At 68.8% G+C, this 21,312-nt stretch carries 37 protein-coding genes; 29 read left to right on the top strand and 8 right to left on the bottom strand.

The genetic code is table 11. The features are described 5' to 3' along the window. Position 1 precedes the first annotated feature (1 nt). Both ABT114_RS12840 and ABT114_RS12835 read right to left on the bottom strand, forming a co-directional pair. Positions 2-970 (bottom strand): endonuclease domain-containing protein, encoded by a 969-nt coding sequence (locus ABT114_RS12840; RefSeq protein WP_351141662.1) that lies wholly within the window; start codon positions 968-970, stop codon positions 2-4. Positions 971-1,041: 71 nt separating this feature from the next. Next, the gene (locus ABT114_RS12835; RefSeq protein ID WP_351141661.1) at positions 1,042-1,332 is read right to left on the bottom strand and encodes a helix-turn-helix domain-containing protein; all 291 of its coding nucleotides are present in this window, start codon (positions 1,330-1,332) and stop codon (positions 1,042-1,044) included. A gap of 164 nt (positions 1,333-1,496) precedes the next feature. Here ABT114_RS12835 and ABT114_RS12830 point away from each other — a divergent pair, with 164 nt between their 5' ends. The 8 genes from ABT114_RS12830 (at position 1,497) to ABT114_RS12795 (ending at position 5,418) form a co-directional block, all read left to right on the top strand. Further along, entirely contained in the window at positions 1,497-1,724 is a 228-nt protein-coding gene (locus tag ABT114_RS12830) for a hypothetical protein (RefSeq protein WP_351141659.1), read from the top strand. 100 nt (positions 1,725-1,824) lie between these two features. Continuing rightward, positions 1,825-2,001 (top strand): hypothetical protein, encoded by a 177-nt coding sequence (locus ABT114_RS12825; RefSeq protein ID WP_351141657.1) that lies wholly within the window; start codon positions 1,825-1,827, stop codon positions 1,999-2,001. 234 nt (positions 2,002-2,235) lie between these two features. Beyond that, entirely contained in the window at positions 2,236-3,192 is a 957-nt protein-coding gene (locus ABT114_RS12820) for a hypothetical protein (RefSeq protein ID WP_351141655.1), read from the top strand. Continuing rightward, entirely contained in the window at positions 3,189-3,350 is a 162-nt protein-coding gene (locus tag ABT114_RS12815) for a hypothetical protein (protein ID WP_351141653.1), read from the top strand. The genes ABT114_RS12820 and ABT114_RS12815 overlap by 4 nt, the downstream gene beginning before the upstream one ends. A 1-nt stretch (position 3,351) precedes the next feature. After that, positions 3,352-3,858, top strand: coding sequence for a hypothetical protein (locus ABT114_RS12810; protein WP_351141651.1), 507 nt, complete (start codon positions 3,352-3,354; stop codon positions 3,856-3,858). Then, positions 3,855-4,523, top strand: coding sequence for a hypothetical protein (locus ABT114_RS12805; RefSeq protein ID WP_351141649.1), 669 nt, complete (start codon positions 3,855-3,857; stop codon positions 4,521-4,523). Before ABT114_RS12810 ends, ABT114_RS12805 begins: the two co-directional genes overlap by 4 nt. A gap of 4 nt (positions 4,524-4,527) precedes the next feature. Then, entirely contained in the window at positions 4,528-4,707 is a 180-nt protein-coding gene (locus ABT114_RS12800; protein ID WP_351141647.1) for a hypothetical protein, read from the top strand. Between the two features lie 114 nt (positions 4,708-4,821). Further along, complete coding sequence (locus ABT114_RS12795) at positions 4,822-5,418, top strand: hypothetical protein (protein ID WP_351142206.1); 597 nt, start codon at positions 4,822-4,824, stop codon at positions 5,416-5,418. A gap of 58 nt (positions 5,419-5,476) precedes the next feature. On the opposite strand, the gene ABT114_RS12790 is transcribed toward ABT114_RS12795, so the two are convergent. From ABT114_RS12790 to ABT114_RS12770, 5 genes are read right to left on the bottom strand one after another with little or no spacing between them, the layout of a single operon-like run. After that, positions 5,477-5,686 carry a hypothetical protein gene (locus ABT114_RS12790; RefSeq protein WP_351141645.1) on the bottom strand — a complete coding sequence of 70 codons (210 nt, stop codon included), beginning with the start codon at positions 5,684-5,686 and terminating at the stop codon, positions 5,477-5,479. Next, positions 5,683-5,961: a hypothetical protein gene (locus tag ABT114_RS12785; protein ID WP_351141643.1), complete on the bottom strand. Its 279-nt coding sequence runs from the start codon at positions 5,959-5,961 to the stop codon at positions 5,683-5,685. The genes ABT114_RS12790 and ABT114_RS12785 overlap by 4 nt, the downstream gene beginning before the upstream one ends. Continuing rightward, the gene (locus tag ABT114_RS12780; RefSeq protein ID WP_351141641.1) at positions 5,958-6,332 is read right to left on the bottom strand and encodes a hypothetical protein; all 375 of its coding nucleotides are present in this window, start codon (positions 6,330-6,332) and stop codon (positions 5,958-5,960) included. The genes ABT114_RS12785 and ABT114_RS12780 overlap by 4 nt, the downstream gene beginning before the upstream one ends. Continuing rightward, on the bottom strand, positions 6,329-6,550 hold the full coding sequence (locus ABT114_RS12775; protein WP_351141639.1) for a hypothetical protein: 222 nt from the start codon (positions 6,548-6,550) through the stop codon (positions 6,329-6,331). The genes ABT114_RS12780 and ABT114_RS12775 overlap by 4 nt, the downstream gene beginning before the upstream one ends. Beyond that, a complete protein-coding gene (locus ABT114_RS12770; RefSeq protein ID WP_351141637.1) occupies positions 6,547-6,795 on the bottom strand; it encodes a hypothetical protein in 249 nt (82 codons plus the stop codon). Before ABT114_RS12770 ends, ABT114_RS12775 begins: the two co-directional genes overlap by 4 nt. Before the next feature lie 98 nt (positions 6,796-6,893). Between ABT114_RS12770 and ABT114_RS12765 the strand changes: the two genes are divergently transcribed. The 5 genes from ABT114_RS12765 (at position 6,894) to ABT114_RS12745 (ending at position 9,792) form a co-directional block, all read left to right on the top strand. Beyond that, positions 6,894-7,232, top strand: a complete 339-nt coding sequence (locus ABT114_RS12765) for a hypothetical protein (RefSeq protein ID WP_351141635.1) — start codon at positions 6,894-6,896, stop codon at positions 7,230-7,232. 8 nt (positions 7,233-7,240) lie between these two features. Beyond that, the gene (locus ABT114_RS12760; RefSeq protein ID WP_351141633.1) at positions 7,241-7,990 is read left to right on the top strand and encodes a PP2C family protein-serine/threonine phosphatase; all 750 of its coding nucleotides are present in this window, start codon (positions 7,241-7,243) and stop codon (positions 7,988-7,990) included. A gap of 32 nt (positions 7,991-8,022) precedes the next feature. After that, on the top strand, positions 8,023-8,502 hold the full coding sequence (locus tag ABT114_RS12755; RefSeq protein WP_351141632.1) for a hypothetical protein: 480 nt from the start codon (positions 8,023-8,025) through the stop codon (positions 8,500-8,502). Beyond that, the gene (locus tag ABT114_RS12750; RefSeq protein ID WP_351141630.1) at positions 8,502-8,969 is read left to right on the top strand and encodes a hypothetical protein; all 468 of its coding nucleotides are present in this window, start codon (positions 8,502-8,504) and stop codon (positions 8,967-8,969) included. The genes ABT114_RS12755 and ABT114_RS12750 overlap by 1 nt, the downstream gene beginning before the upstream one ends. A 166-nt stretch (positions 8,970-9,135) precedes the next feature. Further along, on the top strand, positions 9,136-9,792 hold the full coding sequence (locus ABT114_RS12745; RefSeq protein ID WP_351141628.1) for a PASTA domain-containing protein: 657 nt from the start codon (positions 9,136-9,138) through the stop codon (positions 9,790-9,792). 67 nt (positions 9,793-9,859) lie between these two features. Here the strand turns inward: ABT114_RS12745 and ABT114_RS50575 are convergent, their stop codons facing one another. Then, positions 9,860-10,057 carry a DUF7218 family protein gene (locus ABT114_RS50575; protein ID WP_502988322.1) on the bottom strand — a complete coding sequence of 66 codons (198 nt, stop codon included), beginning with the start codon at positions 10,055-10,057 and terminating at the stop codon, positions 9,860-9,862. An 88-nt stretch (positions 10,058-10,145) separates the two neighbouring features. On the opposite strand from ABT114_RS50575, the gene ABT114_RS12740 reads away from it, so the two are divergent. From ABT114_RS12740 to ABT114_RS12665, 16 genes are all read left to right on the top strand, one after another. Next, entirely contained in the window at positions 10,146-10,754 is a 609-nt protein-coding gene (locus ABT114_RS12740; protein ID WP_351141626.1) for a hypothetical protein, read from the top strand. Beyond that, on the top strand, positions 10,751-11,626 hold the full coding sequence (locus tag ABT114_RS12735) for an HNH endonuclease (protein WP_351141624.1): 876 nt from the start codon (positions 10,751-10,753) through the stop codon (positions 11,624-11,626). Before ABT114_RS12740 ends, ABT114_RS12735 begins: the two co-directional genes overlap by 4 nt. After that, the gene (locus ABT114_RS12730) at positions 11,616-13,190 is read left to right on the top strand and encodes a hypothetical protein (protein WP_351141622.1); all 1,575 of its coding nucleotides are present in this window, start codon (positions 11,616-11,618) and stop codon (positions 13,188-13,190) included. Before ABT114_RS12735 ends, ABT114_RS12730 begins: the two co-directional genes overlap by 11 nt. Before the next feature lie 73 nt (positions 13,191-13,263). After that, complete coding sequence (locus tag ABT114_RS12725) at positions 13,264-14,802, top strand: hypothetical protein (protein WP_351141620.1); 1,539 nt, start codon at positions 13,264-13,266, stop codon at positions 14,800-14,802. After that, the gene (locus ABT114_RS12720) at positions 14,802-15,800 is read left to right on the top strand and encodes a hypothetical protein (RefSeq protein WP_351141618.1); all 999 of its coding nucleotides are present in this window, start codon (positions 14,802-14,804) and stop codon (positions 15,798-15,800) included. Before ABT114_RS12725 ends, ABT114_RS12720 begins: the two co-directional genes overlap by 1 nt. Before the next feature lie 11 nt (positions 15,801-15,811). Next, on the top strand, positions 15,812-16,552 hold the full coding sequence (locus ABT114_RS12715) for a hypothetical protein (protein ID WP_351141616.1): 741 nt from the start codon (positions 15,812-15,814) through the stop codon (positions 16,550-16,552). 126 nt (positions 16,553-16,678) lie between these two features. Next, positions 16,679-17,614, top strand: coding sequence for a phage major capsid family protein (locus tag ABT114_RS12710; RefSeq protein WP_351141614.1), 936 nt, complete (start codon positions 16,679-16,681; stop codon positions 17,612-17,614). Positions 17,615-17,734: 120 nt separating this feature from the next. After that, a complete protein-coding gene (locus tag ABT114_RS12705; RefSeq protein ID WP_351141612.1) occupies positions 17,735-18,130 on the top strand; it encodes an SAP domain-containing protein in 396 nt (131 codons plus the stop codon). 43 nt (positions 18,131-18,173) lie between these two features. Continuing rightward, positions 18,174-18,590: a hypothetical protein gene (locus tag ABT114_RS12700; RefSeq protein WP_351141611.1), complete on the top strand. Its 417-nt coding sequence runs from the start codon at positions 18,174-18,176 to the stop codon at positions 18,588-18,590. Then, on the top strand, positions 18,584-18,913 hold the full coding sequence (locus ABT114_RS12695; protein ID WP_351141609.1) for a hypothetical protein: 330 nt from the start codon (positions 18,584-18,586) through the stop codon (positions 18,911-18,913). Before ABT114_RS12700 ends, ABT114_RS12695 begins: the two co-directional genes overlap by 7 nt. A gap of 18 nt (positions 18,914-18,931) precedes the next feature. Further along, positions 18,932-19,360 (top strand): hypothetical protein, encoded by a 429-nt coding sequence (locus ABT114_RS12690; protein ID WP_351141607.1) that lies wholly within the window; start codon positions 18,932-18,934, stop codon positions 19,358-19,360. Beyond that, positions 19,357-19,821, top strand: a complete 465-nt coding sequence (locus ABT114_RS12685) for a hypothetical protein (RefSeq protein WP_351141605.1) — start codon at positions 19,357-19,359, stop codon at positions 19,819-19,821. Before ABT114_RS12690 ends, ABT114_RS12685 begins: the two co-directional genes overlap by 4 nt. Next, the gene (locus tag ABT114_RS12680) at positions 19,818-20,045 is read left to right on the top strand and encodes a hypothetical protein (RefSeq protein WP_351141603.1); all 228 of its coding nucleotides are present in this window, start codon (positions 19,818-19,820) and stop codon (positions 20,043-20,045) included. The genes ABT114_RS12685 and ABT114_RS12680 overlap by 4 nt, the downstream gene beginning before the upstream one ends. Continuing rightward, on the top strand, positions 20,045-20,251 hold the full coding sequence (locus ABT114_RS12675) for a hypothetical protein (protein ID WP_351141601.1): 207 nt from the start codon (positions 20,045-20,047) through the stop codon (positions 20,249-20,251). Before ABT114_RS12680 ends, ABT114_RS12675 begins: the two co-directional genes overlap by 1 nt. Before the next feature lie 3 nt (positions 20,252-20,254). Next, positions 20,255-20,815 carry a phage tail tube protein gene (locus ABT114_RS12670; protein WP_351141599.1) on the top strand — a complete coding sequence of 187 codons (561 nt, stop codon included), beginning with the start codon at positions 20,255-20,257 and terminating at the stop codon, positions 20,813-20,815. A 40-nt stretch (positions 20,816-20,855) separates the two neighbouring features. Next, a complete protein-coding gene (locus tag ABT114_RS12665) occupies positions 20,856-21,266 on the top strand; it encodes a hypothetical protein (protein WP_351141597.1) in 411 nt (136 codons plus the stop codon). Positions 21,267-21,312: the final 46 nt, after the last annotated feature.

The raw sequence follows: 21,312 nt of genomic DNA, 5'->3' as shown, positions 1-21,312 counted from the left end.
TTCACGAGGGAACCACTACGTACACAGCAGGCGCGCGACCCATGCTGCTCACCTTCGGGCCGACACCATCCGGGCGGATTGCGCCGCTCGCCATCATCGCCTTCACCGTGCGGTGCGCTGTGTTGAGGCCGCAGCCGGAAGCTTCCATGACGTCGCGGCTGGAGAACTGCACACCGCCCTTGAAGCGGTCCAGAATGACGCGCTCCACGTTCGGCGACGGCGCCTCCTTCTTCGCCTCACGTTCGGCGCGCCACTTGGCGTAGAACTCCTCCTGCGCTGCGACAGTCTGGGCACGCCGCTCCGCGTGGAAGGCGCGCTCCTCCTTGATGTGCTTCACCGCAGTTGGGATGCCATCGAACCAGTCGTCCACGTGGTAGTGGCGCACACGGATCGACTCGATCTCGATCTCCTGCTGGCTTGCGTTCCGCACTACGAGCCGCGTGGAGCACTCGATCGCCGCATGGTCTGCCGTCACGTGGCGCACCATGGCGCGAAGCTGGAGCGCACCAGGGGCGTCCGTCCGGTACACCGTTACCTCCGGCTGCTGGCCCGTCGCGGTCGTCAGCCTGCGCACGAAGATGAGCACGGAGCGTGTCACCCAGTCCTGATCTGGCGCATCCGGGTCGGGCTCCTGCAGTAGAGCGAGACGCGACCTCTGTACGAACCACGCCTTGCGGATGTACTCGGCGAACTCCGGGATGTAGTGCCGCTCGCCGACGGGGGCGCTGTGCTCCATGCCGCCCAGCCTTTGATTGCAGGACGAGCAGATCAGACCGCGTACCGCCTCGAAGCCGTACCGGTGGTCGTGGTCGATGATGAGCTGCTGGAGCCCGGATTCCTCGGTGGGGATGCCGCAGGCCTCGCAGTGGCCCGCCGACCGGGCGAGCAGTGCGTCGAACTCGCGGCAGCCCAGCTTGTAGGTGCGGTGCGTCCCGCAGGGGAGGCCGCCGTGGATGTGGTCTACGCTCAAGGGAGCGCCTCTCTCTTGCTTGGGTCGGGCTGCTTACGGCCGGGCGGTCTCTCACACCGCTCGGCCTTCTCTCATTCGCTGCTGGGCTTCTTCTCCCGGTCCTTACCGGACCGCGAGTAGCCCGCCGTGATGTCTTGGACCGTCGTCGGCGATACGCCCAGTTCCTTTGCGACCTTCCGAACAGAGGCGTCCTCGGGCGCGAGCAGCTCCAGCACGGCTTGCCGCCGGACTTCCCGCAGCGCCTTGCTGTGCTCGGGCCACTCCTTCAACACCCTCGCCACAGCGAGCGCGCGCGTCTTCGGGTCGTCGATCTCGGAGAGACCTGCGAGAGCGTCCAGCACGCGCTGCACCTCCTTCTCCATGCCCTGTCCCTTCCGTGGGCAGGCCGCGTTGCCAGTGTACGGGATATCCCGTACGCTCGGTACTGAGCAGCCGCCCGTTGCTCGCCAATGAGAAATGCCCCGGCGGGAGTTCGCACCTCCTGCCGGGGCCAGCCGAATCCCCTGAGCTACCAGGAGAAACGACCGTGACACACGGTACCGATCGACAGCCCCCGCAGGACAGCCCGGCGCTCACCGCCTACGCCGAGGCCGCCCAAGCCTGCCGCGACATCGCGCAGAACGTCGGCGTCCGCAACTGCGACGACGACCCCGACTGGAAGGCCGCCGAATGGCGCGCCAACGACTTGTTCGACAAGGCGCTCGCCGCTGGGCACAGCACCGACGAGGTCCTGAAGGCGGGGCGGAAGCAGTGACCCGCCCGCCCGGCCGTGCCACCCTGCGCGCCCTCACCGTGATCGCGGTCCTCGTCTCCTGTACCGCCCTCGGCCTCGTCCTCCACACCGGGGGGCACTGATGGGCGCCTTCTCCTGGCTCCGACCCGGCAACGACCGCCAACTCGCCGCCACCCAATACGCCGGGCAGGAGAGCGCCTCCGACCGGGCCAGCCGCAAACGCCGCGAGGCCTACCGCGCCCGTGTCGCCCGCGAAGGGGACAACCCCAGCCGCGCCCTCCGCCGCCGCCAAGTCTGACCACCGTCCCAGACCGCCGGCCCCCGCGAACACTCCCCCCGCGGGGGCCGGCCTCCTTCCGGAGGACGCCATGCAGCAAGCCCTCGCCATCACCCTCGTCGCCGCCGGAGCCGTCGGCCTCGCGCTCGCCGCCTGGCACGGCTGGAAAGCCCGACGCCGATAACCCCACCCAGACCGCCGCCTCCCCGCGAACCTCCCCCCGCGGGGAGGCGGCCTCCGCTCCGGAGGAGCACCGTGAAGACCCCAGCCGCCAACGGCCGCAAACTCTCCAACCCCACCCGACTCGCATGGGCCCTCGTCCTCGGCATGCTCCTCGTCGCCGCCGCCTGGTCCCTCTCCGGACAGCTCATGCGCTGGGGCATGCCGCGCGGCCTGGCCATCGCACTCTCCGTCATGTTCGACGCCGCAGGCCTCATCTGCGCCACCTACGCCCGCCGCGCCGTCGAACGCGGCACCCCCGCCGGACTGCCCCGGTTCGCGATCCTCGCCTTTGTCTCCGTCGCCGGCATCCTCAACTGGAACCACGGCCACGACCTCGGCGGCATGCCGGCCGCCGCGGGATTCGCCTCCCTGTCCGCCGGCGTCGAGCTCCTCTTCGAGCTGCACCGCCGCGACATCCGTGACGAGCAGCGCGCCGCCCGCGGCCTCATCGCCGAGCGGCTCCCGCACATCCCCACCCTCGGCTGGATCATGTACCCGCGCCGGTCGTGGGACACCCTGCGCAGCGCGGTCGGTGTCCGCCTCGATCTCCTTGACCCGGTCCAGACCGGACAGCGGCTGTCCGCCCCGGACACCGACACGAGCCCGGACAACCGGCGCGCGGCGACTGTCCGGTCCGCTGTCCGGGCTGCCGCGGACACCTTCCCGGACGCGGACGCCGAGGACATCGTCGCCCATCTCGCGGCCGCCGGGATCGACACGGACACGGACACTGTCCGGACAATCCTCGATGAGGACACGGACAGCCGTCCGGACAGGACGGACAGCAGGTCAAAGCGTCCGCCTGTCCGCCGTGTCCGGCCGATCGCCCCGCCCGGACAGACCGTCACGGACACCGTCCGGACAGCCCTCGCGTCCGGGATCACGGACAGGTCCGCTGTCCTGTCCTACGTCCGCGAGATCCACGGACAGGACGTGTCCGCGGACACCGTCGCCCGGACACGGCGCCGGATCGAGGGGCAGGCATCGTGACCGCCGTCCTTTGGCCCCTGGCCGCGCTCCTCGCCGCGATCGGCCTCTGCCGCATCGCACCCCGCCAGATACCTGGCCTCTACCTGTGGCCGGCCACCTGCACCGTCCTCCTCCTCGCCCTGCCCACCGCGTACGTCGCCACGATCTGGAGCCACTGAAATGCCGTACATGGCCATCAACCTCGGAGGCGTAGCCCTCGGGGTCGGCATCGTCCTCGCGTTCGTCATGCGCTGGTACCTGAAGGAGAAGAAGCGGTGGGGCGCGCTCGTCCCGTTCGTCCTCGCCCTGCTGTACGGGATGCTTGCCGCGCTTGCCGCGCTCGGCTCCTGGTCCGCGCTCGGGGTCACGGCCTGGGTGGCGCTCTGGGCAGGCAATGTCGCCGGGTATACGGCGCTGGTCTGGGGCGTCGGAGGCAACGCGCCCGACGTGACCCGGGCGCACCAGCTTGCCCTCACCGATGGCGGCTACGTGGTCGTGTTCCTGCTGACGGTTGTCCTGTTGGGTCTGCTCAAGTGGGGGCCGAAGCAGTCCAAGGGGAAGATCCTTTTGGGCTGCGTCGCCGGGGTCCTGATCGCCCTGTCCGGGAACGTGGCTGGTGTCGCGGCGATTCCGCTGGGCAGCGGCGTGAACCTCGCCGGCGTCGGCTTCACCGGGGTGTTCGGATGAGCGACGACGAGACTGCCGTGGGGGAGGAGCAGCCCGAAGACGCGGGGGAGCCGCGTGTGATGAGCGAGCGGACCGCGAAGCTCATCCTCGCCGCCGTAGCCGTGCTGGCCATGTGGGGGATCGTCGCCGTCCTTCCCGAGACCGCGTACGTCGTGGTTGGTGTCCTCGGCTGTCTCGGCTGGCAGAAGGCCGCCGGATGGATCAGGCAGCGCCGCGGCGACGACGACGAGACCGAGGAGGAGGCCGCGCCGCCGGACGTTGGCGAGGCCCTGCGCCGCCTCGTCGGCGACGACAAGGGCGTCCTCCTCACCGTCCTCTGCGACGACCTAGGCCTCCCCAACACGAAGGCCGTGAAAGCTCTCCTGGAGGCCGAGGGCATCCCCTGGAAGCCCAGCCGTACGCGAGAGGGGAATGGGCCGGCCGTACGCCGGGAGGCCATCCCGCCCGCCCCCTCCCCCGTTGCTGCCGACTCCCATGGGGACGGTTGTTGTTGCAGGTCAGGCGACAACAACAACAGCAACAACGGCACGGGCGAGGGGTCAGGGGAGAGGTTGCGTGCAGAGCCCATTGGTTTGGCCGCGACCGTCGTGCACGACCCTGCCGAGTCCGTTCGACACCACCAAGTCCGTTCCTCTTGGGGACATAGCGGTAACGGGGCATTATGAGTCCATGCCCGCCGCGCTGCGCTTCACCGGTGAAGACAAAGACATGACCCTCGACGAGCTCGCTGCGTTCGTCGAGGCTGCGAAGAAGGCTGGCGTCCCGCAGGACAATCCAGTCCGTGCGGAGCTGTCGACGAGCGGGAAGATCAAGCAGGTTGAGATTGCGCTCGACGAGGACGACGACTGACCGCGCCTGTCACACTGGAGTCTCGCGCCGGGTGGTGACCGGCACGGCCCTGAAGATGCCCCGCCGCGTTCCCCCGTCGCGGCGGGGTTTCGCCGTTTCCGCCCCGTGTTGTCGGTGTCGGCGGTTACGATCCCCCGCACACTCAAGTCCTGGGGGGACATCATGAGCATCACGCCGCTGCCGCCTGCCTTCCCGCCGTCCGCACCGTCGGCCCCGCTGAAGAAGAACCGCACCAACGCGATCATCATCGGTGCTGCTGTTGCCGTCATCGCCGCGATCGTCGGCACGGGCGTCGTGGTCGTGCAGTCCAGAGACGACGACAGCAAGCCGTCCGCGGCCGCCTCCGCGTCGAGCACCCCGGACGCAGACGTGACCGATGCTGCCGCGGACACCGAGCCGACGTACACCACCCTTGACGCGGGCAGTTTCTCGATCGACTTGAAGACCAAGTCGCGGCAGTGCTTCGGGTCCGCGGGCTGCAACCTGACCGTGGAGCCGGACCTGACGCTTGCGGTCGACAGTGGGAGCGTCGACCCGGACGCGGTGTATGAGATCACCTACGAGATCCACGGTGACGAGTCTGGGCCGGTGATTGAGACGGCGGAGTTGTCGGAGCGGACGAGTCTGAACTACACGCCGACGTTGATTCAGACGGCTTCGGCGTCCACGAAGGTGTCGGTGGAGATCACTGACGTTACGGCGCAGGGCTGACCCGGCGCACGCAGAGGCCCCGCCTGTTGTTCGGGCGGGGCCTTCGTCATGCGGTGGGTCAGCGGGCTGGCCGAGTGTGGACGAAGACGGTCAGGCAGCGGGCGAGGCTGCCGACGCGGTAGTTCCACCCCTTCAGCCCGCAGTAGTCGGTGCGCCAGAACCCCGTGTGACTGCCCGGAGCGTCGCCCCAGTAGGCGGCGGTGCGCCACCAGCGTCCGCGCACGGTGAGGCGGACGTTCCAGAGGGTGCGCTGCGGTCGGCTGCTCATGGCGTGGGTTCCTGCGGTGGCTGGCGGGAGTTGGCCACCAGGCGCCAGGTGTCGTTGAAGCCCGGGTGGTCCCGGTACTTGAGGGCCTGTAGCCGGAGCACCGCCCATGCGACGTCTCGCTTGGGCTCTCCGTATGCGTCGGGGTCGTCGCTGGCGATGAGGTGGCATTCCATCTCGGTGGCTTCGTCACGCAGTTCGTTGATGGCCGAGTTGGTGTGGGCTGGGTCTTCCTCGTCGTAGCGGGCGAGGAGGAAACGCACGAGGGGGTGGCTCACGTGGGCTCCTCGCCCGGGCGCACCGGGCCCGTGGCTACGGCCCGGTCGTAGGCGTCCATGTGCGCCTCGAACTCCTCGCGGCTGACCCGGTCCGGATCAATGCCGAGCTTGTCCCACAGATCCTCACGGGGTCCGGCCGCCGGTCCGCGCCGCATCAGAAAGTTTCCGTCGTTCTCGTGGCGGCCGTCGGTGAATGTCTCGCCAGTCGCCACGATGCGCCAGGTGGCGTAGATGTAGACGCCTCTGCCGCGACGGATGCCTTCGCAGACTGCCCCTAGGGGCTCGTCGTCCCCTCCGTAAAGGACATCCCCGATGCGTAGGTCCTTCTGACGCACGTGTAACGGGCTGCTGCGGCCCGTGATCTCGTTCATCCGCTCGTCTCCTCGCTGCTCGCCGGGCGCTCCGAGGCGGCACGCATCCTGTCGAGCGAAGCGGCAAGAGACGAACCGAACTCCTGCACGGCAGCAGCGACACCAGCGAATAGCTGCGCAGTGGCGGGCGACGCGAAGTGCAGCGGCCGAGGCGTAGCAGTGTGCCGGTCGAGCTGGTGCAGGGCACGGTCGGCGTCGGGGTACGGGCGGTACGTCATGCGGTCTGCTCCTTCTTCGGCCGGCCGCCCTTGCGCGCACGGCGCTCGGTCAGCTCCTGCTCGGCGGCCGCGAGCGCGGCGAGTTCCTGCTCGTTGCCGTGTTCCTTGATGAACGCGCGGACGTGGTCGACGAGGTCGGCGCTGCGGTCAACGCCCTGTCGTGCGGCGGCTGTTCCGTATGCCTGCCACATCCGTTTCGGGATGCGGAAGCGGGTGATGAAGGTGTGCTCGGTGGCCTCGGTCATGCCTTTCATGTTCCCACAGAGTTTCTTCGGCGAATAGCTTGTGTGGCTACACAGTTATGGATACTGTGTAGCCACAAGGAACGAGCAAGGGGGACCCGATGACCGACCGCACCCGCACCGCCCGCCGCATCCTCGCCCAGCGCACCCGCACCAACCGCGCCGCCGCGAAGATCCGCCGCACCGGCGCCGGCACCCTCGCCACCCACTGCATCGCCGCCGGCCTCGCGCCGAAGGAAGCCCGCACGGTGGCCGGCAGTCTGCGGAAGAACGCAACCAAGGCGGGCGTCACCGGCACCGCCGGCGTCAGCTACACCCACGGCCGCGCCCGCCAGTGCACCCGCTACACCGTGCGCGAGGTCGCCGCGATCGCCACGGTGTACCGGCCAAGGAAGCCCGCCTACAAGACCGTCGCCGCTCGCCTCGCCCTCGCCGCGTAAGGAAGATCATGCGCAACTACGCCACTGCCCAGCTCATCGGCGACCGCTCCCACCAGTGCGACGCGACCGCCGTGTACACCGCCCCGTCCGGCGCCCGCGCGTATGTCCTCCTCGACGGCATCGGCTCCTCTGACGAGGTCCGGGACTGGACCCGCGACGCAGCCCGCAAGCTGGCCCGTGCAGCCGCGCGCCGCGGCGACGCCGAGACCGGACTGCGCGCCGTGTACGACCGGTACGCCGCCGAGCCCGAGCGCCATGACACCTGGATGCGCCACCACATGCCGGCCGCCGCGGCGGCCGTCGCCGTCACCGCGCCCGGCCATCCGTTGACGATCGCCTGGTGCGGCGATGCCCGCGCGTACATCTTCGTCCGCGGTACGGTTCGCCGCCTGACGGCCGACCACAATTTGCGCCGCGTCTTCCCTCCCCGGGGCGGCATGCCCGGCGGGAACCGGAACATCATCACCTCCTGCCTCGGCGCGATCGAGACCGACCAGGAGAACAAGGACCAGTACGGTCACCCGGCCATCGAGTCCGTCACCTGGGGGCCGGAGCGCTGCCGTCTGCTCCTCGCCTCTGATGGTGGGTACGAGCCGCACGAGGACGCGGGACATGACCTCTCGGCATTTCTCATGGGCGACCTCAGCGAGACTGCCGAGAGCTTCGTCGACACGGCCGTCGCGACCGCCCGCTCCGTCCCCGACCGGCGCGCGGACAACGCCACCGTGCTGGTTGCCGACCTCCGCCCCACCGCCTGAACCGCCGACCGGCCCCGCCCAAAGGAGACCCCGTGGACTTCCGCGACGCCCTCAACACCGTCATCGCCGAACTCACCCCCCAGCCCTGGGACTACACCGCGCCTGACGGGACGACGCTCACCGTCATCCCCGCCGGCCTCCGCGAAGACCCCGGCGCCGCCGAGGTGTACCTCCGTGTCACCCGAGACAAGACGCACGCCGCGCAGGCCGCGATCACCACGATCGACCTGCCCGCTCTGATCGCCGTGCTGAGCGAGCCGATCACCGAGGCGTGGGAGCACGAGTCGCACTACCCCGACGGCACGCCGAAGGGCCGTATCGGGTCCTGGCTGGGCGACCACCACGGGCTCGTCCTCGGCCCGATCGGCGGCGGGTTCGTCCTGACCGCCATGGAGGAGGCTGACGATCACGGCATCGTCGCCGCGTCGATCGTCGTGCCGGAGGAGCAGCGGCTGCCGCTCGCGTCGGCGTTGCGCCGCGCCCTGGACGTCGCCCGCGGCTGGGAGGACTAATGGACCAGGCCACCGTCTGGCTGCGCCCCGAGTACAAGGGTCGCGAGAGCGAGCTCATCCACCTCGCGGCCGCCGCCGACCTCGTAGGCGTCACCCGATCCGCCGTCTCCAACTGGGCCAACCGCCACGGCAACTTCCCGAAGGTCGTCCGGCTGGTTGGGCCGCGAGAGAGGCGCACCAAGTGGGTGGTGCGGGACGAGTTCCTCACGTTCGCCCGCGCCCAGTTGAACAAGCCGCGACAGCCACGCGGTCCAGCCGGCCCGCACAGGCCTCGTACAGAGATCCTGAGTGCGCGGATCGCGCACCACGCGGCGCAGGTTGAGCGGCTGACTATGTTGGAGGCGAAGCATGCGGCCGCGCTGGAGCGGACGCGGGCCGCGCTGGCCGGGCATCAGAACGAGCTTGCCGAGGCGCGTAAGCGACTGGAGGCGGAGTTCGACGGTGTTGAGAAGCCGCCTCACGCCTGACCCCACGCATGCCAGAGGGCCCCCTCCCACGCCACGCGGGAGGGGGCCTCTGTTGTATCCCCCGGACCACCCGATCCGGTCACAGCCCCGTCACAACCCCCACAACCACCCCACACCACGCCTACGCTCCACCCCCATCACAACCCGCACCACACTGGGGGGAACCATGGCCAACTGGAAAATCATCGGCGGCATCGCAGGCGGAGTTCTCGTACTCGGCGCCATCGGAAACGCGATCGGCAGCAACGACAACACCAGCAACAGCACAGCCGCGACAAGCAGCAGCGCACCAACGGCCAACAGCTCCACCACGAGCAGCGACGCCAAAGCCAGCAACAGCGAGAAGAAGGCCGTCCCCAACTTCATCGGCATGGGCCTCCAATCCGCCCAAGACACCGCCCAAACAGCCGGGTTCTACAGCCTCACCTCCCACGACTCCCTCGGCCGCGACCGCCTCCAAGCCCTCGACCGGAACTGGAAGGTCTGCTCGCAGAACGTCGCCGCTGGCAAGACCGTGGCCACGGACACCGAGTTCGACTTCGGCGCGGTGAAGCTCGACGAGACCTGCCCCAAGACCGATCAGGCCGAGCCGGCCGAAGCTGGTGGCACGATGCCCGACTTCAAGGGCAAGTCCGTGAAGGCCGCCCGCGCCGCGCTCGACTCCGGCACGTCCATCACGGTCACGGACGCCAGCAGCGACGACCGGTTCGTGCTCGTCGAGTCGAACTGGCAGGTCTGCGCCCAGACCCCGAAGGCCGGCGCGAAGTTGTCCGGTCAGCCAGTGGAGTTCGGCGCGGTGAAGTTCGGTGAGACCTGCCCCTGAACGCGCCCGGGCCCCGGAGTGTGCCGCCACAGCCACCCCGGGGCCCCTTGCCGCCCGCCACCTGTCCTCAGTGACGTTTCCTGCCCCGCATCTGCCGCGTGCGGGCCGCCTTGCGCGCCATCCGGCTACGGCCGGCCCGCGTGATTCCCGCATTCGCGATGCGGGCCGCCTTGGACTTCGATGCGCCCTGCCGGCGCAGGGCCTTGTACGTTCTCTGGCGGGTGGTTGCGACGTAGCCGTAGCGCCCTCCGCGTGCTGACACCATCGCCACCACCCCATCCAGGGTACGAATCAAAGCCTCACGCCTGCCGTAACCTACGATTCAAAGGTACAGGCTGGCAGGAGGTAGACCAATGCCGAACCCACCCGGGAACCCCAACCAGGACCGCCGTGGCGGCAACGGCCGCTACCTCGCCAGCATCGAGACCGCGGAACGCAACGCGCAGGCCGCACGCCTCCGCAGCGAGGGCTACAGCAACACCGAGATCGCCGAGATGGTGCCCGGCTTCTCCAACGCCAAAGCCGTCAGCGAAGCGATCTCCACCATCATCCGCGCCACCATCCGTGAACCCGGCGAAGAACTCATCCAGATGGAGCTCCAGCGCCTCGACGCCCAGCTCGTCCGCCTCAACGGGCTGGAAGCCAAGGCCCGCAAGGTTCTCGAAGCCCGGCACATCACCGTCAACAACGGGCGCGTCATCCTCCACCCCGACACCAACAAGCCGATGGAAGACGACGCCCCCGTCCTCCAAGCCATCGACCGCCTCGTGAAAATCGAAGACGCCCGCAACAGGAACAGCGAACGCCGCGCCAAGCTCACCGGGATCGAAGCCGCGGTCAAGGTCGACACCACCGTCCACGAGGTGTCACAGCAGGATCTCGAACTCCAGGAGATGCTCCGCGAAGCCAAGGCCCGCGTCGCCGCCCAGGAGCGCCAGTTCAAGAGCGAGTCGACTGAATGACCGCCCACGCCTTGCGCACCGCAAGTGGGCGTCCGGGATTGCTGGTTCACTCCAGCATGCAGCAAGTTCGCCGGTATCATGTGGATATGGAAAAGACCTGTTCCGTGCCCGCCTGCGAGCGCCCCCACTACGGGCGCGGATACTGCAACTTGCACTATCAGCGCTGGCGCGCCCACGGCGATCCCACCACCAAGAACAACATGCGGAACGAACCCGCCGTCGAACGCTTCTGGTCCAAGGTCGCCAAGACGGGAAGCGATGAATGCTGGCCGTACACCGCCAACACGACAAGGCTCGGCTACGGCATGTTCCACTTGAACGGCCGCAATCAGCCCGCGCATCGCGTCGCCTTCTTCTTGACCCACGGCCGCTGGCCAGAGCCACATTGCCTGCACTCGTGCGACAACCCGCCCTGCTGCAACCCGGCCCACCTCTCTGAGGGAACGCATCAAGAGAACATGCGCCAGATGGTTGAGCGCGATCGAAGGACACCCAGTACCGGTGAGTCACATCCAGCGGCCCGACTCACCGAGGAAGACCTTGCCGAGGCGAGGCAACTGAGAGATCAAGGCTGGAAGCTCAGCGACCTGAGCCAGCGGTACGGCATCAGCCTGAGCGCGATTGGACGCGCGCTCCAAGGGCGTTCATGGACGGAGACGAGTTCGGGTTACAAACCCGCGATCAAGCGTGCGGGCGCACCGAAGCGAGGCGTTGACCACCCGATGGCCAAGGTGACGCCGGAGATCGTTGCGGAGATTCGGCGGCGGGCCGACGGCGGAGAACCGCGCGGACTGCTTCAACTGGCCTTCGGCCTGAGCAAGTCGACGATCCAGCGGATCGTCACCCGTACTGGCTGGCGCGATGACGAGTGAAGCAATCCAGCTCCCCGAGCTGAGCGGCGCGAGGATCACGGACCCCTATGACCCTCACGCAAATGCGGAGACCTTCGACTTCGAAGGATGGCTGGCCACCTTTGATGAGCGGCTGCTGGCCGCCCCCGAGGGGCGGCGGACACTCACGCGCCTGTCGCCCCTGCTCTTTGCCGTGACCTATCTTCGCCACCACCTCAAGGACGCCGAGGGGCGGATCACGTTCGGCGATGCGCACCTCGACTGGTGCCGCGCCGGCCGTCGCTGGGTCCGCCCGCCCACCGAGCCTGCCGCGGAACGGGACGCCTACATCGCCCCCCGCAACACGGGAAAGAGCACGTGGTGGTTTCTGCTGCTGCCGATGTGGGCTGCCGCGCACGGGCACGTCCAGTTCGCCGCAGCGTTCGCCGCGTCCGCCACGCAGGCGGAGACGCACCTCGCCACGTTCAAGCGGGAGATCGACAACAACACGCTCCTACGCCGAGACTTCGCCGACCTGTGCGCCCCGGCCAAGCGGCCGTCCGGGGCGAGCGTCGCCGACACGCAGAACATGTACGTCGCCAAGAGCGGCTTCGTGTTTGCGGCCCGCGGCATCGACAGCTCCAGCCTCGGCATGAAGGTCGAGGAGAAGCGCCCCGACCTGCTGCTGTGCGACGACATCGAACCGGACGAATCGTCGTACTCGGCGGAGCTGGCCCGGAAGCGGCGCACCACCCTCGTCGACGCGATCTTCCCGCTCAACGTGTACGCCCGCGTCGTGATCTGCGGGACCGTCACTATGCCGGGCAGCATCATCCACCAGCTCGTCCGGGCCGCGAAGGGCGTCCACGCCGAGGACTGGGTGCGAGAGGAAGGCATCCGCCCGCACCACAGCCTGCCGATCGTGCAGCGTCCGGACGGCACGGAGCGGTCGATGTGGCCGGCGAAGTGGCCGATCGGCTACCTGCTGGAGATTCGGCACACCCGCTCGTATGCCAAGAACATGGCGAACGACCCCCTCGCCGCGGACGGGGCGCTGTGGACTCCGGACGACTTCCGCTACCCGGATGAGGGCGGCGCCGACTCGGTGACGCACATGATGCTGAGCATCGATCCGGCGGTCACCGCGAAGAAGAGCAGCGACTTCACTGGGCTGGCGGTCGTGTCGTGGTCGGCGCAGCGGCAGCGCTGCACGGTGCACGCGGCGTGGGCGGTGAAGTTGACGCCGGGCCCGCTGCTGCGGAGTCGGGTGCTGGCGATCCTGGACGAGTTTCCGCAGATCGGATTGATTCTGCTGGAGGTGAATCAGGGGCACGACACGTGGCGGTCGGTGCTGCATGACCTACCGGTGAGGGTGAAGCCGGTGACTCAGTCGGAGTCGAAGTTCGCGCGCGCGGAAGGGGTCTTGAACCACTACCAGCGGGGGCGGGTCTTGCATGCGCGGAAGCTGCCGGAATTGGAGCAGCAGATGTGTACGTTCCCGAAGGGGCCGAACGACGACATGGTCGACGCGGTGGGGTCGGCGGTCCGAAGGTTCATTCCTGTAGCCAGGAAGCGTGCTGCGCTGAGTTCTGTGAGCCCGAGATAGCCCGCCACCTTCACACCTGCCAGTGGAGCGAGGCTGTAACCTTCGATTCAAAGGTCACGGTGGAGGTGTAGGGATGGCAGGCACAGCAGATCTCGTCAACGCCTACGCCGAACTCGCCGCCGCCCGCCCCGGCTACGCGAAAGCCGAGGCCTACTTCGACGGCGACGTCGACGAGATCTTCGCCTCCGACAAGGTCGCCCGCATGCTGGCCAAGTCGAACCTCGACGAACTCGACGAGATCAACTTCGCCCGGATCCCCGTCACCGCCGTCACCGACCGCCTCCACATCACCGCGATCACCACAGGCGACGGCGACGCCGATGCCGAGATCAGCGAGCTGATCAAACGCAACCAGCTCGACGAAGAACTCCCCGGCCTCCACACCCGCGCCTGCTCCCAAGGCGACGCGTACCTCATGGTGTGGCCCCAACTCGACGCCGACGGCGGCATCCTCGGCGTCGACATGCTCGTCAACAGCGCGGCCACCGTGCGGGTCATCTACGACGAAGAGAACCCCCTCCGCAAGAAACTCGCCATCAAGTCCTGGTGCGTCGGCAGCGGCAAGGACCAGAACATCCGCGCCGACCTCTGGTACCCCGACAACGGCGACGACGACCCCGCCCGGATCGAGCGCTGGGTGTGGGAAGGCAAGCACACCAAGAAGAACGACAAGTGGGCCCCGTACACGGGCGATGGACAGGACGCGATCCTCCCCAATCCCTACGGCGTGATCCCGTTCTTCCACTACCGGACAGGCCGCCCCTACGGCCGGCCCGAGCACTACGCCGCCTACGGCCCCCAGTCGCTGATCAACAAGCTGGTGGTGTCGCATGCGGCGACGGTGGACTTCCAGTCGCTGCCGCAGCGGTACGGGCTCATCGATCCGCAGGTCGACCAGTCCGGCATGCAAGCCGATTTCGACCCGGACAACCCTGAGGACCTCGGCGGCGACCCCGAGTCCTCTCTCAATCCGTCGCAGCTCAGGAACGACCCGGGCGAGATGTGGATGCTGCAGGGCCTCAAGGGCGTGGGCCAGTTTGAGGCTGCGAACCCGCAGGTCTACCTCGCGCCGTTCGATCGGTACGTGAAGGCGATGGCGCAGGTGACGGGAACACCGTTCGCCGAGTTCGACTCGACCGGCGACGCCATCAGCGGGAAGGCCCGGGTGGAGGCGCGTGCCTCGCAGACCGCTCGGGTGCAGGCACGGCAGCGCAGCTTCGGCGCGACGCACGGGGACGCGTTCGAGTTCGCTCTTCTCCTCCTCGGCTACGACGACATCGACGTCACGGTGCGCTGGCAGCCCGCCGACTACCGCGACGACCCTGAAGGCTGGGCCACGGTCAACGGCAAGATCGAAGCAGGCGTGCCCCGTGAACGCGCCCTCATCGAGAACGGATGCCCGCCCGAACTCGTCGAACAGTGGATGTCCGCGCTCGATGACGACGCCGAACTTCAGCGCCGCGTCGACCTCCTCGCGTCCATCGGCAACGCCGTCCAAGCCCTCGGCACCGGCGTCCAGCTGGGCGCCATCGATCAGGCGCAGGTCACCCAGCTCCTCGACCAGGTCCTCGGTGCGGCCAGCAACCTTGGCGAGAGTGAGGCCAACCGCTGATGCCCGCCACCCCACAGCAGCTCGCCACCCTGGTCCAGGACCAGCAGGCCGCCGAGGCTACTGCCCTCGAAGACGCCGTGGCCGAAGAGGCGGACGGTGGGGCGGGCCCGAAGCTGGCCGCGCTGGTTGCCGCTTCCCTGACTGCGTGGGTGGCCGCGTTCGGCACGCTCACTGCGGCAGGCTCCGGCGCGAAGCTGACGAGCCTGCTCGCGGGCGTGCGCAAGGACGTGGACCAGGCGAGTCGCGGCCTCGACACCCGATCCCAACGAGCTCTGGAAGGTGCGCTCGACAGTGCGGCCCGGCTCGGCGCCCGGCACGCTGCTGGCTTCCTGACCCGTGCGACAGGTCGACGGCACGAGGTGCCGGACGTGGGCGTGCCGGAGGATGCCGTGCGCGCCGCAGCATCGCTAGCTACGACGGTGGGCGAACAGTTGCGACTGGCGGCCCGGCTGCTATCGCCGCGGATGGTGTCCGGCAACGGATGGCGCGGCGTCCTGACCGGGCTCGGAGCCGTACGCCGGGCGATCACGATGGTGCGGCAGACGATCGCGTGGGCAATCCACCGAGCCATCAACGGCGGCGCCGCACAGACCGCAGAACACTACGGCGCCCACCTGCTCTGGGTCACAGAACCCGACGCGTGCGTGACCTGCCTCGCCTACGCCGGCCGCATCTCCAACCGCGACGGACGCTTCCCGGGCGGGCTGTCCATGGACCCCCGGGCGCGGCGCGCTTCCGCTGCGGCCCTTGACGGACCGCCGGCTCACATCAGTTGCCACTGCCGGGCTGTGCCCTGGCTGCCCGACTGGGACACCGGACCGGGGACCCTCCCCGCGCTGCTCCGTGACCAGGCGTGGCAGTCGATTGCCGTGGGCCGGGGCCGTCCGTCCGAGTCCCATGCCGCCCGGCGGAGGGCGGCTCAAGCACTGCTGGCGCAGCGTGGCTTGTCCGCGCGTGTCCGGCGCCAGGCCGCTGCGACCGCGGCAGCCCGCACGTGAAGGAGAACCGCATGGCACCCAACATGCCCGGCTGGGCCCACCCCTACGACAGCCCGTTCGTGCTCTACGCCGACGGCGGCGACGAGCCCGCAGCGGCCGACCCGACGGTGTCCGTTGAGCCGGAGCCGGACGGCGAGCCCGCCGACGACTGGGCCCCGCCGTCCCGCGAGGAGTACGAGGCGACCCTCGCGAAGCTGAGGACCGCATCCGGGGAGGCCGCGGCCCGCCGCAAGTACCTCAAGCAGCACGGCATCGACCCCAAGACCGGCAACAGGCTCGACGCCGAGCCCACGCCGGAACCGGAGCCCACAGGCCCGGCCGCCGACGGCCAGCAGCCGGGGATGTCGCAGGCGGACGCGCAGAAGCGTGTCGACCGCGCGGTCGCCGAGGCGAAGATCGAGGGGATGCGCGGAGCGAAGAAGCTCGCCACGAACTTCCTCGGCGCCCTCTCGGAAGCAGGCTGGAACGGCACCCGCCTGGACCTGATCATGCCCTTGTCGGACCTCGACGGCGCTGACGCCGACGACCCCGAGGACCTCGCCGAGCGCGTCGACAACGTCAAGAAGCTGTTCCCAGAGGGCTTCACCCCCGCCAAACGCACCCGCAACCCTGCCGTTCCGTCCAACGGGAGCACCGGTTCTGGCCAGAATGGCGCACCTGCGGCTAAGGTTGACACGGCTGACAAGCCCGCGCCGAAGCCCGAGCCCAAGAACTGGGCCGAGACCCTCGCCGCGCGGGCGCTACACGGCTAACGCGCCAGCGGCGCACCCGGACCCCACGGGGTCCAGCAGGAACGAGCAGGACGCTCACAGTTCGCCCAAGAGGGCACCCACCATCCGTGCGGGCTGTGAGCCCCTCGTTCCCATGGAGTGCCCGTCGTGGCCAGCACCGACATCATCGACAACTGGATCCCGATCGAATGGGACTCCGACGTCATCACCCGCGTCCAGATGGACTCCGCAGTCGAGCGCTACGCCCGACCGCACATCATGTCCTCCGCCACCAAGCGCATCCTGCGCAGTGGCGGCCTCACCGTGTCCGCCGGCACCACGTACACCGCGGACACGAGCGCCAACGACTACATCACCTTGCAGGCTCGCAGGTTCCTCGCGCAGTTCGTCGTCGACGAGGACGACCTGTCGGACGCCGACAGCGTCATCGACACGATCCAGACCAAGGGCATGGACTGGGCCGTCAGCTACGCGGACACCTTCGACAACGCGTGCCTCGCCGTGACCGGCACGGAGAACGGCACCACGGTCCCGTTCACGTCGCTGTACAAGGCGCTGCGCACCACCAACTCCGCCACCGGCTACACGGCGGACGCGAACTATGCCCAGTGGACCAGCACGAACGTGTCCTTCCCGGCGTCCGGCGGCGGGAACTCCCTGTACGAGAAGCTGAGCTCGACGTTCAAGAAGGTCGAGGCCGGCAAGTTCTGGTCCCTCGCGGACTCTCTCGTCATCGCCGCCCCGGGCTGGCGTGACGCGCTGCGCCTGGCCACCGACGGCCAGGGCCGCCCGATCTTCATCCAGGGCACGGCCGGCACCCCGGACACCCTGTTCGACGTGCCGATCGCCTGGTCCCGCGGCTGCAAGACGTCGCCGACCAACAGTGGCTCCCCGGGCGGGAACGACCTGCTGTTCTTCGGGAACCGGCAGTACCTCAAGCGTGGCGACCGGACCCAGCCTCAGTCTCTGGTGGACCAGGCTCGCGCGCAGGACTCCACCGATGACACTGCGGTGAAGTTCCGTGTCCGCAAGGCGTTCGGCGTCGGCAATGAGAACGCGTGGGCTGGCCTGGAGCGGGTCTGACGATCGGGCTGATCGTGTAGGGCGTCGATCTGTCGACGCTCGTGTGACGGATCCCCGGATCTGCCGTCGGGGCTTGGTGGGTGCCACCCCGGCGGCACCGGTGAACCACATGGAGGCGTGGTGGACTACGAGCAGATGAGCGTGCAGGAGTTGCGGGCTGAGTGCCAGCGCCGCAGCCTCGGCACGGCGCGCTCGCGCGCAGAGCTGATCGAACGCCTCACCGATCACGACGCCCCGCAGGACTCGGCGCCCGTAGAAGAAGACGGCCCTGTCGCCGCCCGGGAGACTCCCGGCGCAGCCACGGCCGAGGCGCCTATTGCGCCTGAGCTCTCTGTGTTCTACCTGGAGTTCCCCGCCGAGCCTGACGGCCCGGACGAGGAAACCCACCTCGCCAACCGGCAGGCCACCATCGCGGCAGCCGTCGACGCTGGGTTCCGTATCTGCGGCGACGCCCTGCTTGCCTCCGCCCGCGGTGGTGTGTGGCTGTACGAGGTCATCGTCAGGCCGGTGATCTGACATGGCATGGGCTACTCCGCAGCAGGTCATCGACGCTACCGGCATGTCCGTGACGGACGGCCAACTCGGCCAGGCGCAGGCCGTGATCGAGATGTTCGCCGACACCACCACCGACGCCTCCGACGCGGGAAACATCTCGCCGAAGAACCTGCGCCTACTCCAACTCGCTGTCGCCTACCAGGCGGCATGGATCACCCAGCACCCCGACGCGTTCACCAACATCGACCTCACGAACTACAACCAGGACCAGGTATCCGGCACCCTCGCCCACGCGAACGCTTTGGTCCTGGCGCCCCTGGCGAAGCGCTGCATTGACCGCCTGTCGTGGAAGCGGATCCGGCCCCTGCGTATCGGGCCGATGGCGGGCGGCGGGCATATCCCGCGCACGATGAACCTGACCTCAGCGACAGCGGACGACGACGATCCGCGCTGGCAGCCCCTGGACGGTGGCCCGTGCTAGCCGTCGCCACCACCCGCCTGACCGTCCTGCGCGGCACCACCACCGACGCCTACGGCGACGAGCAGGACACCGACACACCGCACCTGACCGGGATCACCGCCAGCCTCACCGAGCAGTCCCGCCGGATCACCACCCGCGATGACCCCACTCCCCGCATCGTCCGCTACGCCGTCGCCCGCGTGACGGCCGGCACGGACATCACCGACCAGGACCGGGTGCGTGACGAGCGCACTGGCGCGGTCTACATCGTCGAAGCCGTGTCCTCGATGGCGAACCCTGCAGTGGCGGCCGATCTTCGGCTGGACCTGCGGCGCACGACCTGACAACAGCATCGGCCACCAGTGCCCGGGGAGACCGGGCCCGGCCAGTACGACACCACCTTCGGAGAGGAGGCGGCCATGGCGCGATCCGGTGTGCGGATCGACCCTTCCGCGCGCGAGCACGTCGATGCAGCCATCAACGACTGGCTCGGCGACGTCATCGGCGCCGCGATCCTTGGTGACGCGCGGGACTACGTCCACAAGCGCACTGGCCGCCTGCACGACTCCCTCCGCGCGGAGTGCCACGACAAGGTGCTCCGCGTCGGCTCGCTGGACTGCAACTACGCCACCGACGTCGAACTCGGCACGGCCCCGCACGTGATCCTGCCGCGGAACAAGAAGGCCCTCTACTGGCCCGGCGCCGATCACCCCGTGGCCCGCGTCAACCACCCGGGCACGCCGCCGATGCCCTACCTTCGGCCGGCTCTGTTCCAGCGGAGGACGGCATGACGACGCCCGCGCTGCGCGCCACCCCCGAGCTCGTCGCCATCGCCTGGCTGAAGGGCGTGGTCGGCGACCGCGTGTCCACCACCCTCCCCAAGCCGGGCGGTGATGCCACCATCTCGTGGGCTGACGGCGGGTTCGTCACGCTGACTACGACGGGCGGCACTCCGAACCTGTACGTGCCGCTCCGTGACCCCGTGATGGGCGTCGACTGTTGGGCGGTCAACCCTCAGTCGCAGAAGCCCCCGTGGAACAAGGCTGCCGCGTTGGCGGCCGCGATTCAGGCTGCGTGCTGGGATCACCCCGCCGTCCCGCAGCGCGTCACGCTGCCCGACGGCTACCCGCAGGCGCAGGTGCTGTCCGCGTACACCACCGGCGACCCGCGCCGCATCCCCGACGATCCGTCGTCCTACGCCCGCTACATGATCCCCGGCCTCGTCATCGCCTGGACGGAGGTGGCTGCGTGAGCCGCTACGCCATCCGGGAGAACACCCCGCACGGGGACCTCCTCACCTGGAACGGGCGCGTCATCGTCCACAACTCCCGCGGCGAGCTGGAGTTCCTGCTGACCGGGGACATCCGCATCATCGGCTGCCCCCGCTCGATCCCGCCCGAGCAGACCATCGCTCTGCCGCACCTGCCGCAGTTCGCTCACCACCGCTTTCCACTCCGTCGGGAGGACTACCCCTGATGCCCACCGTCCGGACCACCATGCAGCCCGACAAGCCGATCGAGGTCGGCGACGCCGAATACCTCGACCTGAAGCGGCAGGACCTCCTCATCGGCGACGGCGAGCAGCCGGAACCCGCACCGCAGACCGCGGCCGAAGCGCCCACCACCACGACCGCACCCGCGGCCACGAAGAAGACCGGCGCGGCCGGAAGCAAGGAGAACTGACCAGTGAGCGTGATCACGACCAACCTGATTCAGGGACCGGCGACCCTGTACTCCGGCGCCGCTGGCGCGCTGGAGCCGACCGACTCCGCCGTCAACACCACCCCGGCCGCGTCAGCGTGGACGGACCTGGGCGGCACGCAGGACGGCGTCAAGCTGTCCATCGACCAGACCTACTCGGAGCTGGAAGTCGACCAGATCACCGTCCGCGTCGCCTCCCGCCTGACGAAGGTCGACTTCACCATCGAGACCAGCTTGGCTGAGCCCACGTTGGAGAACCTCTCCATGAGCCTCAACGGCGGCACCGCCGCGTCCGGAGCGGGGTGGAAGAGCTACGACCCCAACGTCTCGTCCAGCGCGACGCAGCCGAACTACTTCGCCGTGATCATGGACGGGTACGCGCCCAACCAGTTCCGCCGCCGGGTCATCGGCCGCCGCATGCTCAACACCGACAGCAGCGAGCTCGCCTACACCAAGGACAAGCAGACCCTCATCCCGATCAAGCTGTCCGGACACTACGTGTCCGCGTCCATCGCCCCCTTCCACATTGTTGACCAGACCAGCTGACGCGCACACCCGTCCCTGTCCGTAGCGAGGAGCACCACCCATGGCACCCACCACCCGTACCCGCCAGACGACCGCAGCCCAGAAGCGGGCCGCCGCCAAGAAGACCGCAGGCAGCGACCCGCTGGCTGAGTTCGAGCCAATCCACATCCCTGCCGACGACGACGTCGAGGAAGAACGCGTCCCGCTCTTCTACATCGGCACCGACGAGTACACGATCCCCAAGGAAATCCCACCGGGCGCAGCACTGCAGTACCTGCGCCAGGCCCGGGAGTCCGGGCACGAACTGGCGACCCCGCCGCTGCTGATCCGTGTTCTGGGCGAGGACGCGTACATGGCGCTGGAGCAGTCCAAGGCCGTCACGGAGGAGCAGCTGGAGAAGATCGTGCAGCTCATCGTCGATCTCGCTCTCGGCCAGAAGGAAAAGGAGAAGGAGGGAAAAGCGCGTGGCTGACCAGCCTGCATGAATGGCTCCTCGGCTCGGCCTGGCTCGAAGCAGT

The organism is Streptomyces sp. NPDC002088 (assembly GCF_040296605.1).
Classification (GTDB): Bacteria; Actinomycetota; Actinomycetes; order Streptomycetales; family Streptomycetaceae; genus Streptomyces.
Note: the sequence above shows the minus strand (reverse complement) of the source record. Positions and strands in the feature narration are given on the sequence as shown.